Genomic DNA, 12,948 nt, shown 5'->3' on the forward strand with positions numbered 1-12,948 from the left:
GATGATGCAGCTACAGGTTAACGCAACGGAAATCAAAACGGTTTATGAGCAGCAGCTCTTCAATGGCAAAAATTTCCATGTGTTTATCTATAACAAGACGGAAAGCGTCACCGGGCTGCATCAGCACGACTATTATGAATTTACCCTGGTATTAACCGGACGTTATTACCAGGAGATTAACGGGAAGCGTGTGCTGCTGGAACGTGGAGATTTTGTTTTTATCCCGGTGGGTTCGAATCACCAAAGTTTCTATGAGTTTGGCGCAACGCGTATTCTGAACGTAGGAATTAGTAAACGTTTTTTTGAACAGCATTATCTTCCGTTACTGCCGTTTTGTTTTGTGGCATCGCAGGTATACAGGGCGAATAGCACCTTCCTTACCTATATTGAAACGGTGATTGCGTCGTTGAACTTTCGCGGTAATGGGCTCGACGAATTTATTGAAGTGGTGACATTTTATATTATAAACCGCTTACGTCATTACCGCGAAGAGCAGGTTTATGATGATATTCCACAATGGCTGAAAGCAACCGTGGAGATAATGCATGATAAAACGCAGTTTGGCGAACATGCGCTGGAAAATATGGTGCGCCTGTCGGCAAAATCCCAGGAGTATCTGACGCGCGCCACCCGACGTTATTACAGCAAAACGCCGATGCAAATCATTAATGAGATTCGCATTAATTTTGCCAAGAAACAGTTGGAAATGACCAACTATTCGGTTACGGATATTGCTTATGAAGCCGGGTATAGCAGTCCAAGTCTGTTTATTAAAACGTTTAAGAAGATGACCTCATTCACGCCGAATAGTTATCGGAAGCGATTGACGGAAATTAATGAGTAACGGTTTGCATTGCTCGATTAATTACATTTCACGCTTGCCCCAATAGCGCGGGGAACGTCACGCTATTTCTTACGAGCGGGCATAGCGTAATACATATCAGTGTCATACACTGAAGGGAGATATTATGAGCCAGAAATTAAAAGTCGTCACTATTGGTGGCGGGAGCAGCTACACCCCTGAATTACTTGAAGGCTTTATTAAACGCTACCATGAATTACCTGTCACTGAATTATGGCTGGTTGACGTTGAAGACGGGAAAGAGAAGCTGGGCATTATTTATGATCTCTGCCAGCGAATGATTGATAAAGCAGGCGTTCCGCTAAAATTGTATAAAACGCTGGATCGCCGGGAAGCGCTGAAAGACGCTAATTTTGTTACTACCCAGCTACGCGTTGGTCAACTCAAAGCCCGTGAACTGGACGAGCGTATCCCGCTTAGTCACGGCTATCTGGGGCAAGAAACCAACGGCGCTGGCGGTTTATTTAAAGGGTTGCGTACCATTCCGGTTATTTTTGACATCATTAAAGATGTTGAAGAATTATGTCCGAATGCGTGGGTCATTAACTTTACTAATCCGGCAGGGATGGTGACGGAAGCGGTTTATCGCCATACCAACTTTAAAAAATTCATCGGCGTATGTAATATTCCTGTCGGCATGAAAATGTTTATTCATGACGTGCTGGCGCTGAATGAGAATGACGATCTTTCCATTGACCTGTTTGGTCTAAACCATATGGTCTTTATTAAAGATGTGCTGGTGAATGGCACCTCACGATTCGCAGAATTACTGGATGGCGTGGCGTCCGGTCAGTTGAAAGCGTCAACCGTAAAAAATATCTTTGATCTGCCGTTTAGTGAAGGATTGATTCGCTCGCTGAACATGCTGCCGTGCTCTTATTTGTTGTATTACTTCAAGCAAAAAGAGATGCTGGCGATTGAAATGGGCGAATATTACAAAGGCGGCGCGCGCGCTCAGGTCGTACAAAAAGTGGAGAAACAACTCTTCGACTTGTACAAAAATCCTGAGCTAAACGTGAAGCCGAAAGAGCTTGAACAACGCGGCGGCGCTTATTATTCCGATGCCGCTTGTGAAGTCATTAACGCTATTTATAATGACAAGCAGACTGAGCATTACGTTAATATTCCACATCATGGGCATGTCGAGAATATCCCGGCGGACTGGGCGGTGGAAATGACCTGCATTCTGGGACGCAATGGCGCGACGCCGCACCCGCGTATCACCCGTTTTGACGAAAAAGTGCTGGGGCTTATCCACACTATTAAAGGATTTGAGGTCGCGGCCAGCAATGCGGCGCTGAGCGGAAACTTTAATGATGTGCTGCTGGTGCTTAACCTGAGTCCGCTGGTGCATTCCGACCGCGACGCAGAAGTCCTGGCGCGTGAGCTCATTCTGGCGCATGAAAAATGGCTGCCTAATTTTGCCGCTTGCATCGAAGCGCTTAAAGGTAAGCACCACTGACAGAGGTAGGCTATGGAACGCGTGTTGATTGTGAATGCCGATGATTTTGGCCTGAGTAAAGGGCAAAATTACGGCATTGTTGAAGCATATCGCAACGGCGTTGTGACCTCCACGACGGCGCTGGTCAATGGCGAGGCTATTGACCATGCGGCGCAGCTTAGCCGCGAGCTGCCTGCGCTTGGGGTGGGAATGCATTTTGTTTTGACGTTAGGCAAACCGGTGTCAGAGATGCCGGGCCTGACGCGAGACGGCCTGTTGGGGAAATGGATCTGGCAAATGGCGGAGGAGGATACGCTTCCGCTGGATGAAATTGCGCATGAACTGGCGTGTCAGTATCAGCGTTTCATCGACGTATTTGGCCGCGAGCCAACGCATCTCGACAGCCACCATCATGTGCATATGTTCCCGCAAATTTTCCCCATCGTCGCCCGCTTTGCGGCGCAGCGCGGGATTGCGTTACGTATTGACCGCCAGACGGTGTTGAACGCCGACGATCTACCGTCGGATTTGCGCAGCACTCAAGGATTTAGTAGTGAATTTTACGGCGAGGAGATCACCGAAGCGTGCTTTTTACGCATTCTGGATGCCTCGGCGCATCGAGGAGAAGCCTCTCTGGAGGTGATGTGTCATCCGGCGTTTGTGGACAACATTATTCGCCAGAGCGCCTATTGTTACCCCCGCTTAACTGAACTGGAGGTGTTGACGTCTGCGTCACTCAAGGCAGCGATTGCGGAACGTGGATATCGTCCTGGCAGTTTTCTTGATATTTAGCTCCTGAGTTTGCGGCGCAAGAATGCGCCGCATTTTTTGCCGTTTATGCAGGAATCGCGTTAATTTTCCCCGCGCGCGACCAGACACGGTGTGCCGCCATCAGCGTCAGCAGAGTGTCCATAAAGTGGTGGTCAACGTTATCGGCCTCAACAAGTCCTTCTTCCCCCTGGCTATCAATGTTTAAAAGCGCCTTAAACCGTCGGGCGTCGCCTGCCAGTGCGATGGGCTTCAGATGTTTGTAGGCTTCCAGAAGGTAGTAACGGGCATCGCCGCAACTTTCGATATCGGCAATATTGCCGCACGGTACTATTACCGCATCGACCGTTAGCGACGGCGCGCCGGCAAAGGTTGCCGCAATAGTTAATGTTGAACCGTCATCAGCCGTTACTTCACCCATCCGTGAATAGAGCAGTTTTGCGTGGACGCCTTTAGCTTTTAAAGCCTGCAAAATGGTCAGCAGATCGGCGGCGTTAACCTTGTCGTTCAGCAGAATAGCGACCACGCGGCCTTTAACATCGCCGTCCGGCACCGCATACAGGCTGAGCGCCGGATCTTTTTTCAGACCGTTGACATCAGGAGGCGGGGCAATTTGCGTTTGCTCATGGGTGAGTGCAAAACCGAGATTATGCGCGACGCCCTCAGCCAGCGTAACATCAATATGCGCTAACTGATCGACCACCCGCTCCCGAATATACGCGCGGGCGACTTTACCCAGTTCAAAGCTGAACGCGTCAATAATATGCTGCTGTTCTATCGGCGTCTGACTGAGCCAGAACAGGCGAGGATGCGCGTAATATTCACCGAAAGAGGGGCTGCGTTCGCGGATTTTATTGCCATCCACGCGTTCCTGGTATGATTCGAAGCCGCCGCGTTTTGGCGCTGGCGGCGTTTCGCGCGGCCAGTTGTCATTAATGGAGTTTGGTTCATAGTTCGCCGGATTGGTGTCGATATCCATCCGGTGCATACCGTCACGCTGGAAGTTATGGTAGGGGCAGGTAGGGCGGTTAATCGGAATTTCGTGGAAGTTTGGCCCGCCCAGACGGCTGATTTGCGTGTCGGTATAAGAGAACAGACGCCCCTGTAACAGCGGATCGTTGGTAAAATCAATGCCGGGAACAATATGCCCTGGATGAAATGCCGCCTGTTCGTTTTCAGCGAAAAAGTTATCCGGATTACGGTTTAACACCATTTTGCCGACGCGTTGTACTGGCACCAACTCTTCCGGGATCAGTTTGGTCGGATCGAGCAGATCAAAATCGAATTTAAATTCATCCTCTTCGGCAATGAGTTGTAGGCCCAGCTCGTATTCCGGGAAATCGCCCGCTTCGATGGCCTCCCACAGATCCCGGCGGTGAAAATCCGGATCGCGACCGGTCAGTTTTTGTGACTCATCCCATACCAGCGAGGCTTTACCCGCCAACGGTTTCCAGTGGAAACGGACAAAGGTCGCTTTCCCTTGTGCATTGATCAGACGGAAGGTGTGAATGCCGAACCCTTCCATCGTCCGATAACTGCGTGGAATACCGCGATCCGACATTGCCCACATGACGTTGTGCAACGTCTCAGGCTGTAAGGAAACATAGTCCCAGAAGGTGTCGTGCGCGCTCTGTCCTTGCGGAATAGCCCAATGTGGTTCGGGCTTAACGGCGTGCACAAAATCCGGAAACTTATGCGCATCCTGGATAAAAAAGATCGGCGTGTTATTACCGACGAGATCGAAAATTCCCTCTTCGGTATAAAATTTGGTCGCAAAACCGCGGATATCACGTACGGTATCAGCAGACCCCGCGCCGCCCTGTACTGTCGAAAAGCGAACAAAGACCGGGGTAATTTTCTGTGGATCGCACAGAAACGCGGCTTTCGTGATGTCGCTCAGGTCTTTATATGGCTGGAAATAGCCGTGCGCTGCAGATCCGCGGGCGTGAACGATCCTCTCCGGGATACGCTCATGGTCAAAGTGGGTAATTTTCTCGCGCAGGATAAAATCTTCCAACAGCGTAGGGCCACGGCTGCCGGCGCGAAGAGAATTTTGATCGTCGGCGATGCGCACGCCCTGATTGGTGGTCAGCGCATAATTTTCGCTGCCTTTACGAAAGGCGTCGAGGGCGGTGAGCTTATCATTCGCGGTCTCGGGCGCTTTTAAGCTGCCGGGGGCCGTTGGTTGCGCGCCCGGCGGCGTCGGTTCTGGCGTGGGGCGATGTGAACCGTCTGACGGTGCCAGGGAGTCCAGGCCGGGCTGTGATTCACGGGTATCATGCACGGGGGACTGATGGGGGGATTTTTCATTATGCGACATTGAACTCGTCTCCTGCTTTCATCACTGAAATGGGCGTGGTAGTAGTCAAAATCACTCTAACTATAGAACATTTCAGCAATTATGCCGGGGGAGAGCGGAACGGAAGACAGGGTATAACGGGGAAATCGCACGCGCGGAACAGGACGTCGGGGGCGAAGATCGGCTAAAATAGTGTTTTTCTGATTTTTAGCCTTAGCCTCTTTTAGTGAAGCATTAATGATGAAACCTCTTCGCCAGCAAAATCGCCAGATTATTAGCTATATTCCGCGTGTTGAACCCGCGCCGCCGGAACATGCGATAAAAATGGATACGTTTCGCGACGTCTGGATACTGCGCGGTAAATATGTTGCCTTTGTTCTGACGGGGGAGTCATTTCAACGGTCGCCCGCCTTTAGCGTGCCAGAATCGGCGCAGCGTTGGGCGAATCAGGTTCGCCAGGAAAACGAAATCGCTGACTAAGAAAAAACAAAACGCCGGTACTGGAGACCGGCGTTTTTAGTGACAGACATTTTGAGTTGCTGATCGTCGTGTCTCAGACGATATGAACTCCCGATAATGTATTATCGATGCGCCAGTTCGGCGTCTTCTTCGCTATCGAGAATGGTTTTATCGGTCTGCTTCAGCCACTGGCTGGTCAGCGTACCCGCGGTCATTGAGCCACTCACGTTCAGTGCGGTACGGCCCATATCAATCAACGGTTCGACGGAGATTAACAGCGCGACCAGCGTGACCGGTAAGCCCATGGCAGGCAGCACAATCAGCGCGGCGAAGGTCGCGCCGCCGCCAACGCCGGCAACACCCGCCGAACTTACGGTAACGATACCCACCAGCGTGGCTATCCATACGGGGTCTAAGGGGTTGATGCCGACCGTCGGCGCAACCATTACCGCCAACATCGCAGGATAAAGACCGGCACAACCGTTTTGGCCGATGGTCGCGCCAAAAGAGGCAGCAAAGCTGGCGATGGACTCCGGCACGCCCAGGCGGCGGGTTTGCGCTTCGACATTAAGTGGAATGGAGGCGGCGCTGGAGCGGCTGGTAAAGGCAAATGTCAGCACCGGCCACACCTTGCGGAAATATTTCAGCGGGCTAATCCCGTTCACGCCCAATAGTATGCCGTGAACCACAAACATTATCGCCAGACCAAGATATGACGCTACCACGAAGCTTCCAAGCTTAATAATGTCCTGCAGATTGGAGCCGGCAACTACTTTCGTCATCAGCGCCAGTACGCCGTAAGGCGTAAGTTGCATCACCAGACGCACCAGCTTCATCACCCAGCTTTGCAGGGTATCGATAGCAACAAGCACACGCTCGCCTTTTGGCGCATCATCTTTCAGCAGTTTAAGCGCGGCCACGCCCAGGAAGGCGGCGAAAATCACCACGCTGATAATAGACGTAGGATTTGCGCCAGTCAGATCCGCAAACGGATTTTTCGGTACAAAAGACAGCACCAGTTGCGGCACGCTGAGATCGGCCACTTTGCCGACATAGCTCGTCTCAATGGCATTCAGACGCGCGGTTTCCGCGCCGCCCTGAACCAGACCTTCCGCCGTCAGTCCGAACAGATTGGTGACCAGCACGCCCACCAGCGCTGCGATAAGGGTAGTAAACAGCAGCGTGCCGATAGTCAGAAAACTGATTTTCCCCAATTGAGAGGCGTTATGCAGTCGTGCCACGGCGCTTAAAATAGAGGCGAATACCAGCGGCATCACAATCATTTGTAGCAATTGCACATAGCCGTTGCCGACAATATTGAACCACTGAATGGAGTCTTTTAACACCTGACTGTCAGCGCCATAAATGGTGTGCAGGGCCAGACCAAAGACCACGCCCATCACAAGGCCGACAAGCACTTTTTTAGCCAGACTCCACTGTTTATGACGGGCCTGCGCCAGTACAAACAGCAGAATGACGAACACCGCAATGTTCGCAATTAATGGAAAATTCATCCCCGTTCTCCTGATTTTTTTATTATGAAGCGCTGTGTTTTAGCGATTCTGTTCGCGCAAGATTAGCAGAACTGTGAGCTGGCTCTTATATTCAAATGGAATGGTTTATACCAAAAATGACTTTGGCGTTGATTTACTAATCAATCTGGTGATTTATAAAACGATTGAACTGCATTTGCAGGATAGTGATCATCTGCGAAGACCAGCGTATGACGTTGTTTTCCGGCATGGACTGCGGCATCCACACCGCCCAGGCAAACAACGCCATACATAAAAATCGCTCCAGTTGATTGCCTTTGCGCGGCGCCAGAATAGGCAGGCGGAAACGCCAGCGGCACGGCCACAGTAAGGGAACGCCTGCGGGGGTGAGCATATCCGCGACGATATGGCTTAAATAGCCAAGTACCATGCCTTGCAGCGCATCTGCCGGGATAATCCACGTATCCGGTACCTTGAGATAAAAGGTCGCCAGTAGGGCAAAGACCGCCAGCAGACTATGGGTAAACCCCCGGTGACCAAACGCGCGGGCGATCGGTTTCGATACCCATTTCAGGCGCTGACCAAGAAAAGATTTGGGGTGGTCGATATCCGGCAGCAGACAGGTCAAAATAGCCGAAGGAATAATATGCCACCAGTCGCCGTGCGCAAGGACGGGCGTTAACTCGGCATTCTTGGCGAAAACCGCGCTGGCTATAGAAAAAAGAAGATGTCCTTCCGCCGTCATGATAAAACCCATTAAACTGTCAATTCATACAGTATAGGGTTTTTATACAGTAGGCGGAAGTGGTGACGTTGTAACTCTTTGTCTCTGTCAAAGCCGCTTGCCGTCTGGCTCAGCGGCTAATTGCCCGTTGACTTTGTTTCGGAAACATCTTAACCGAGTAGATGCGCCGCCGTCAGCTCTGTCAGTGAGTTAAGTTTGACATTCGCCAGCGCAAAGCGCGGATCATGCTGGTTTTCTTCTGCTGGCACCACAATGGCGCGCATTCGCGCCGCCTTTGCCGCGATTAGACCATTCACCGAATCCTCCAGCGCCACGCAGGTTAATGGATCAACGCCTAATTTGGCCGCACAATCCAGATAGACCTGCGGATGCGGTTTGCTGTAGGGCAATTTTTCCGCAGAGGCCAGCGCGTCAAAACTGTCGCGCAGCTCAAACATGGTGAGCACTTTTTCCAGCATATGCAGCGGCGATGCCGAGGCAAGCCCCACTAATAGCCCCTGCGCTTTACACAGCGCCACGGCCTCGCGCACACCCGGTAAAAGAGGGCGCGTCTCTTCGATAAGCGTAATCGCGCGGGCAATAACACGGTTTGTCACTTCCTGGCGATCGGGGCCGCTCCACGGTTGCTGCGCAAACCAGAGATCGACAACCATATCAATGCGTAGCCCAAGCGTGTCTGGTAACTCATGGCGCCGAGTAATATCTACGCCTAAACTTGCCATCACGTCCAGTTCAGCGCGATCCCAGAGCGGTTCGGAATCGATCAGTAGTCCATCCATATCGAAAATTGCAGCAAGAATTTGACGTGGGGTTGACATCACAACCTCTCCTGTTGAGATTAAAAAATAACGAATTAAGCGTTCATTATGACCATGTTCTTAGTATATCGCCCTTAAAGATCAGGCGAAAACGGGAATCAACAGGTAGACTTAGGCCAAAACGACGCGTCTTTATCAAGGGGAACTCATGACGTATCAACAAGCTGGACGCATTGCAATCCTAAAAAGAGTTGTTGGGTGGGTTATTTTTATTCCGGCACTGCTTTCCACGCTCATCTCAGTCCTTAAATTTATGTATGCGCACAGTGAAAAGCAGGAGGGGATAAATGCGGTAATGCTGGATTTTACCCACGTAATGATAGACATGATGCGCGTGAATACGCCGTTTCTGAATGTTTTTTGGTACAACTCGCCGACGCCGAATTTTCAGGGAAGCCTGAATATCGGTTTCTGGCTCATTTTTATTCTGATTTTTGTCGGGCTGGCGATGCAGGATTCCGGCGCCAGAATGAGCCGCCAGTCACGTTTTTTGCGTGAAGGCGTGGAAGATCAGTTGATTCTGGAAAAAGCAAAAGGCGCGGAAGGGCTAACGCGTGAGCAGATAGAGTCACGTATCGTGGTGCCGCACCATACCATCTTTTTACAGTTTTTCCCGCTCTATATTTTGCCGGTCATTATTATCGTGCTCGGTTACTTTTTCTTTTCCTTGTTAGGCTTCATGTAAACTGAAAAATGCCGGATAGCCCGTATCCGGCATGGGCTGTACCTATACCGCAAGCAGCCGATCCATCGCTTTTTGCGCAGTAGCCAGGTGCTGACCGCCAAACAGCCTTGCCCGATTAAGCAGGGTGTAGAGCTGGTAAATCGGCTGCCTGTCGAGAAAATCCAGCGGTAGCGGCGAAACGGACTGATAGCCATCATAAATCTGCGGTGGCTGATCGGTATGCAGCGGTAGCATCGCCAGATCGCATTCTCTGTCGCCCCAATAGCAGGCTGGATCGAAGATATAGGGGCCGTCAGGGCCAAGCGCGCAGTTCGCCGACCATAGATCGCCATGCAAAAGAGAAGGCTGCGGTTGATGCGACGCCAGACGTTGCTGAACATGTTCAACAATGGCGTCAATATTACCAAAGGTAATGCCTTTTTCCGCGGCGAGTTCAAGTTGCCAGCCAATGCGCTGTTCGGCGAAAAAAGTCGACCAACGGCGTTGCCAGGTATTCGGCTGCGGCGTGGTAGAGAGCGCGTTGTCAAAATCGAGGCCGAATTGAGGTTGGTCGCTCCATTGGTGCAGGCGCGCCAGCTGTTGCCCAAGAATAAACGCATTATGGGCATCCAGCGGGCGGGGCGAGAGGTAGTCCATGACTAAAAAGCTGTAATCCCGATCCGAACCTACCGCCCATACCTTAGGCACAACAACGGTTTTACTGCGGGAGAGCAGCTCCAGCTGATCGGCTTCAGCGGTAAAACCGCGAAGCATTTCTCGTTCATCGCACTTCACGAAAAAATCATGGCCTGCATAACGTAAATGCCATGCGGCATGAACTTCTCCGCCAGGCAGTTCATTACGCAGTTCGATTTCGCCTTCACCGACTTGCTCGCTTAAAAGACGACTGATAGCTTGCCACATAATGTCTCTCCCCACGTTGTCTGCCAGATCATAAGGTTAGCGCAAAAATGCGGTTAAAAAATACGAACTAACGCACATCGCGGACGCGCCGCGGCGGGAATGGCACTTATTGTGCGTTTTTACTCCACGCCTCCCAGGTCGCCACGGTAATGTCGACATCCTTATCTAACGCGCTTTTCGCAAGTCCGGCGACAAGCGCTTTGATTTCATCAGCGCTCTGAGCGCTAACAAAGCCAAACGTATTGGTGCCGAGCTCATGCACATTCCCTTCATCGTCCGTTAATGTCAGCAAAAAACCGCTGCGCGTCAGATGATTATTGAGTTCGTTAATCTCGGTCAGGGAATCTTCATGGAAGGTTACGGTAATAACATAACGGGTAATATCGCCACTGGCCATCGTTCACCTTGTTGGGAGCAACTGTGTTTTTAGCAGCGGCGGATGCGCCGCCCGTTAACCGATTTTCCGGTTTCCCCCTCGGCGAGGGGGAAACGATTATTGCGCGGAAAGATAGGCGTATATTTTTTGGGTATCGTCACGAGAACACAGACGCGTACCTTGATTGAGCGTAGCAGCGCTGCCTGCCGCCACACCGAAGCGCACCATCTCTTCCAGCGACGCGTCTTGCGCCAGTTTTAACGTCATCGCGCCTACCATACTGTCGCCTGCGCCAACAGTACTTTGACTTTTCACCGGGGGAGGAACAACCTGGATGCAATTCTCACTGTCTATGCCCAGTGCCCCTTGCGGCCCCAGAGAGACCACTACCCGGCGAGCCTTGCCGCTTTGCACTAATTCCTGGGCCGCTTTACGCACATCATCAGGTTGCGTCAGATCGCGATTAACCAACGCGCTCAATTCTTTCAGGTTAGGTTTCACCAGTTCGATATCGCCAAGCGCCAGCGCGGCGGTGAGCGCGTCGCCAGAGCTATCAATAATGCAGCGAATGCCTTGCTTCTGCGCGGCGGAAATCAGTTGCGTGAGTTTCTCGACCTTAACGCCGGGCGGAAGGCTGCCGCTGATAACCAGAATTGCCCCGGATTCAATTTCCAGTACCTGTTCTTCAAGCTGGCGAAATTCGTCATCGTCCAGCGTGGCGCCGGGCATAACAAAACGATACTGTTCGCCGCTGGACTCGACGTGGACGTGCAGGTTCTGACGCGTCCAGTCCTTCGCATCGACGGTAGACACGGGGACATTTTCGTCAGCCAGTAGTGCGACCAGATGTTCGCCGGTAGCGCCGCCAGCCGGGAAAATTGCGGTCGCGGTGCCGCCAAGATGCGCAATGGCGCGAGCGACATTAATACCCCCGCCACCGGGTTCGAATACCGGCGCGGAGCACCGCAGTTTACCTTCGGGATAAATTTGCGGCGTGATTGTTGCGCTATCGAGAGAGGGCGCAAGCGTCAACGTATAGATACGTACCATCGTTACCTCCTGTTAGGCTGATTTCAGTCTGGCACTTAATCCCCGGAAAGTGAAGGAATTAACAACATGATTTTCCGGATCTTTATTTAAAGAAGTACGATGTAAAGTTATATAAATAAATGAATGCTTCGGGAGGGTTCTTATTCAAAAAATGAAATAGTAATTGATTGCTATGTTATTCGGGGCTTCTTATAATTCGCTACCTTTCCAGGGGCGTTTGTCATTGATCCCTATGAAAGTTTCCGGGACCGTCGTGGTCTCTTTTTTAGTTGTACGGACTCTATATAAATGAAGCTTTTGAAGGCAGTACCCGCTGTAGTTATGCTGGCGGGTGGCGTGTTCGCGTCTCTGTATGCCGCCGCCGATGATTCCGTTTTTACTGTCATGGATGATCCCTCCACCGCGAAAAAACCTTTTGAAGGTAATCTGAATGCGGGCTACCTTGCTCAGTCAGGCAATACTAAAAGTTCTTCCTTAACGGCTGACACGGCGATGACCTGGTATGGACAACGTACCGCCTGGTCATTATGGGGCAATGCCAGCAATACCTCCTCTAATGATGAACGCTCTTCAGAAAAATATGCGGTAGGCGCGCGTAACCGTTTTAATATGACGGATTATGATTATACCTTTGGCCAGGCCAGTTGGCTGACAGACCGTTTCAACGGTTATCGTCAGCGCGACGTACTGACCGCCGGTTACGGGCGGCAGTTCCTTAATGGTCCAGTGCACAGCTTCCGTTTTGAATTCGGTCCAGGGGTTCGCTATGACGAACATACGGACGATACCACTGAAACGCAGCCGTTGGGTTATGCTTCCGGCAGCTATGCCTGGCAGTTAACTGACAATGCTAAGTTTACACAGGGGGTGTCAGTATTTGGCGCAGAAGACACCACACTAAATTCGGAAACAGCCCTCAATGTCGCCATTAACGAACATTTTGGTCTAAAGGTGGGGTATAATTTAACGTGGAACTCGCAGCCGCCTGAATCAGCGCCTGAACATACCGATCGCCGCACTACGGTAACGCTGGGCTATAAGATGTAATA

13 protein-coding genes are annotated in these 12,948 nt (G+C 51.3%); 6 read left to right on the plus strand and 7 right to left on the minus strand.

What is annotated here, in order from left to right; genetic code table 11:
• Position 1 precedes the first annotated feature (1 nt).
• The 3 genes from chbR (at position 2) to chbG (ending at position 3,095) form a co-directional block, all read left to right on the plus strand.
• Entirely contained in the window at positions 2-844 is an 843-nt protein-coding gene (gene chbR, locus ACLJRH_RS12085) for a transcriptional regulator ChbR (protein ID WP_000983393.1), read from the plus strand.
• A gap of 124 nt (positions 845-968) precedes the next feature.
• Positions 969-2,324 carry a 6-phospho-beta-glucosidase gene (locus ACLJRH_RS12090; protein WP_023136844.1) on the plus strand — a complete coding sequence of 452 codons (1,356 nt, stop codon included), beginning with the start codon at positions 969-971 and terminating at the stop codon, positions 2,322-2,324.
• 12 nt (positions 2,325-2,336) lie between these two features.
• Positions 2,337-3,095 carry a chitin disaccharide deacetylase gene (chbG, locus tag ACLJRH_RS12095; RefSeq protein WP_000442730.1) on the plus strand — a complete coding sequence of 253 codons (759 nt, stop codon included), beginning with the start codon at positions 2,337-2,339 and terminating at the stop codon, positions 3,093-3,095.
• 43 nt (positions 3,096-3,138) lie between these two features.
• On the opposite strand, the gene katE is transcribed toward chbG, so the two are convergent.
• Positions 3,139-5,391: a catalase HPII gene (gene katE, locus ACLJRH_RS12100; RefSeq protein WP_000019096.1), complete on the minus strand. Its 2,253-nt coding sequence runs from the start codon at positions 5,389-5,391 to the stop codon at positions 3,139-3,141.
• A gap of 216 nt (positions 5,392-5,607) precedes the next feature.
• Between katE and cedA the strand changes: the two genes are divergently transcribed.
• A complete protein-coding gene (cedA, locus tag ACLJRH_RS12105; RefSeq protein ID WP_000977510.1) occupies positions 5,608-5,850 on the plus strand; it encodes a cell division activator CedA in 243 nt (80 codons plus the stop codon).
• Positions 5,851-5,951: 101 nt separating this feature from the next.
• On the opposite strand, the gene tcyP is transcribed toward cedA, so the two are convergent.
• The 3 genes from tcyP to hxpB all read right to left on the minus strand — a co-directional run bounded on the left by tcyP (position 5,952) and on the right by hxpB (position 8,885).
• A complete protein-coding gene (gene tcyP / locus ACLJRH_RS12110; protein ID WP_001010662.1) occupies positions 5,952-7,343 on the minus strand; it encodes a cystine/sulfocysteine:cation symporter in 1,392 nt (463 codons plus the stop codon).
• 136 nt (positions 7,344-7,479) lie between these two features.
• The gene (locus tag ACLJRH_RS12115; RefSeq protein ID WP_000505804.1) at positions 7,480-8,079 is read right to left on the minus strand and encodes a metal-dependent hydrolase; all 600 of its coding nucleotides are present in this window, start codon (positions 8,077-8,079) and stop codon (positions 7,480-7,482) included.
• Between the two features lie 137 nt (positions 8,080-8,216).
• On the minus strand, positions 8,217-8,885 hold the full coding sequence (gene hxpB, locus ACLJRH_RS12120; RefSeq protein WP_000106854.1) for a hexitol phosphatase HxpB: 669 nt from the start codon (positions 8,883-8,885) through the stop codon (positions 8,217-8,219).
• 148 nt (positions 8,886-9,033) lie between these two features.
• Between hxpB and ACLJRH_RS12125 the strand changes: the two genes are divergently transcribed.
• Positions 9,034-9,570, plus strand: a complete 537-nt coding sequence (locus tag ACLJRH_RS12125; RefSeq protein WP_000222158.1) for a YniB family protein — start codon at positions 9,034-9,036, stop codon at positions 9,568-9,570.
• A gap of 42 nt (positions 9,571-9,612) precedes the next feature.
• Here the strand turns inward: ACLJRH_RS12125 and ACLJRH_RS12130 are convergent, their stop codons facing one another.
• The 3 genes from ACLJRH_RS12130 to pfkB form a co-directional block, all read right to left on the minus strand.
• On the minus strand, positions 9,613-10,473 hold the full coding sequence (locus ACLJRH_RS12130) for a fructosamine kinase family protein (protein WP_000267686.1): 861 nt from the start codon (positions 10,471-10,473) through the stop codon (positions 9,613-9,615).
• A 106-nt stretch (positions 10,474-10,579) separates the two neighbouring features.
• The gene (gene ghoS, locus ACLJRH_RS12135) at positions 10,580-10,870 is read right to left on the minus strand and encodes a type V toxin-antitoxin system endoribonuclease antitoxin GhoS (RefSeq protein WP_000146133.1); all 291 of its coding nucleotides are present in this window, start codon (positions 10,868-10,870) and stop codon (positions 10,580-10,582) included.
• Between the two features lie 96 nt (positions 10,871-10,966).
• A complete protein-coding gene (pfkB, locus tag ACLJRH_RS12140; protein WP_000251707.1) occupies positions 10,967-11,899 on the minus strand; it encodes a 6-phosphofructokinase II in 933 nt (310 codons plus the stop codon).
• A 288-nt stretch (positions 11,900-12,187) separates the two neighbouring features.
• Here pfkB and ACLJRH_RS12145 point away from each other — a divergent pair, with 288 nt between their 5' ends.
• A complete protein-coding gene (locus ACLJRH_RS12145) occupies positions 12,188-12,946 on the plus strand; it encodes a YdiY family protein (RefSeq protein WP_000770981.1) in 759 nt (252 codons plus the stop codon).
• Positions 12,947-12,948 lie beyond the last annotated feature (2 nt).

Source organism: Salmonella sp. SAL04162, from assembly GCF_046551535.1.
Lineage (GTDB): Bacteria > Pseudomonadota > Gammaproteobacteria > Enterobacterales > Enterobacteriaceae > Salmonella > Salmonella enterica.

Coding starts and splice junctions, on each gene's coding strand:
- chbR (WP_000983393.1), top strand. CDS start 2: ATGATGCAGCTACAGGTTAACGCAACGGAAATCAAAACGGTTTATGAG.
- ACLJRH_RS12090 (WP_023136844.1), top strand. CDS start 969: ATGAGCCAGAAATTAAAAGTCGTCACTATTGGTGGCGGGAGCAGCTAC.
- chbG (WP_000442730.1), top strand. CDS start 2,337: ATGGAACGCGTGTTGATTGTGAATGCCGATGATTTTGGCCTGAGTAAA.
- katE (WP_000019096.1), bottom strand. CDS start 5,391: ATGTCGCATAATGAAAAATCCCCCCATCAGTCCCCCGTGCATGATACC.
- cedA (WP_000977510.1), top strand. CDS start 5,608: ATGATGAAACCTCTTCGCCAGCAAAATCGCCAGATTATTAGCTATATT.
- tcyP (WP_001010662.1), bottom strand. CDS start 7,343: ATGAATTTTCCATTAATTGCGAACATTGCGGTGTTCGTCATTCTGCTG.
- ACLJRH_RS12115 (WP_000505804.1), bottom strand. CDS start 8,079: ATGGGTTTTATCATGACGGCGGAAGGACATCTTCTTTTTTCTATAGCC.
- hxpB (WP_000106854.1), bottom strand. CDS start 8,885: ATGTCAACCCCACGTCAAATTCTTGCTGCAATTTTCGATATGGATGGA.
- ACLJRH_RS12125 (WP_000222158.1), top strand. CDS start 9,034: ATGACGTATCAACAAGCTGGACGCATTGCAATCCTAAAAAGAGTTGTT.
- ACLJRH_RS12130 (WP_000267686.1), bottom strand. CDS start 10,473: ATGTGGCAAGCTATCAGTCGTCTTTTAAGCGAGCAAGTCGGTGAAGGC.
- ghoS (WP_000146133.1), bottom strand. CDS start 10,870: ATGGCCAGTGGCGATATTACCCGTTATGTTATTACCGTAACCTTCCAT.
- pfkB (WP_000251707.1), bottom strand. CDS start 11,899: ATGGTACGTATCTATACGTTGACGCTTGCGCCCTCTCTCGATAGCGCA.
- ACLJRH_RS12145 (WP_000770981.1), top strand. CDS start 12,188: ATGAAGCTTTTGAAGGCAGTACCCGCTGTAGTTATGCTGGCGGGTGGC.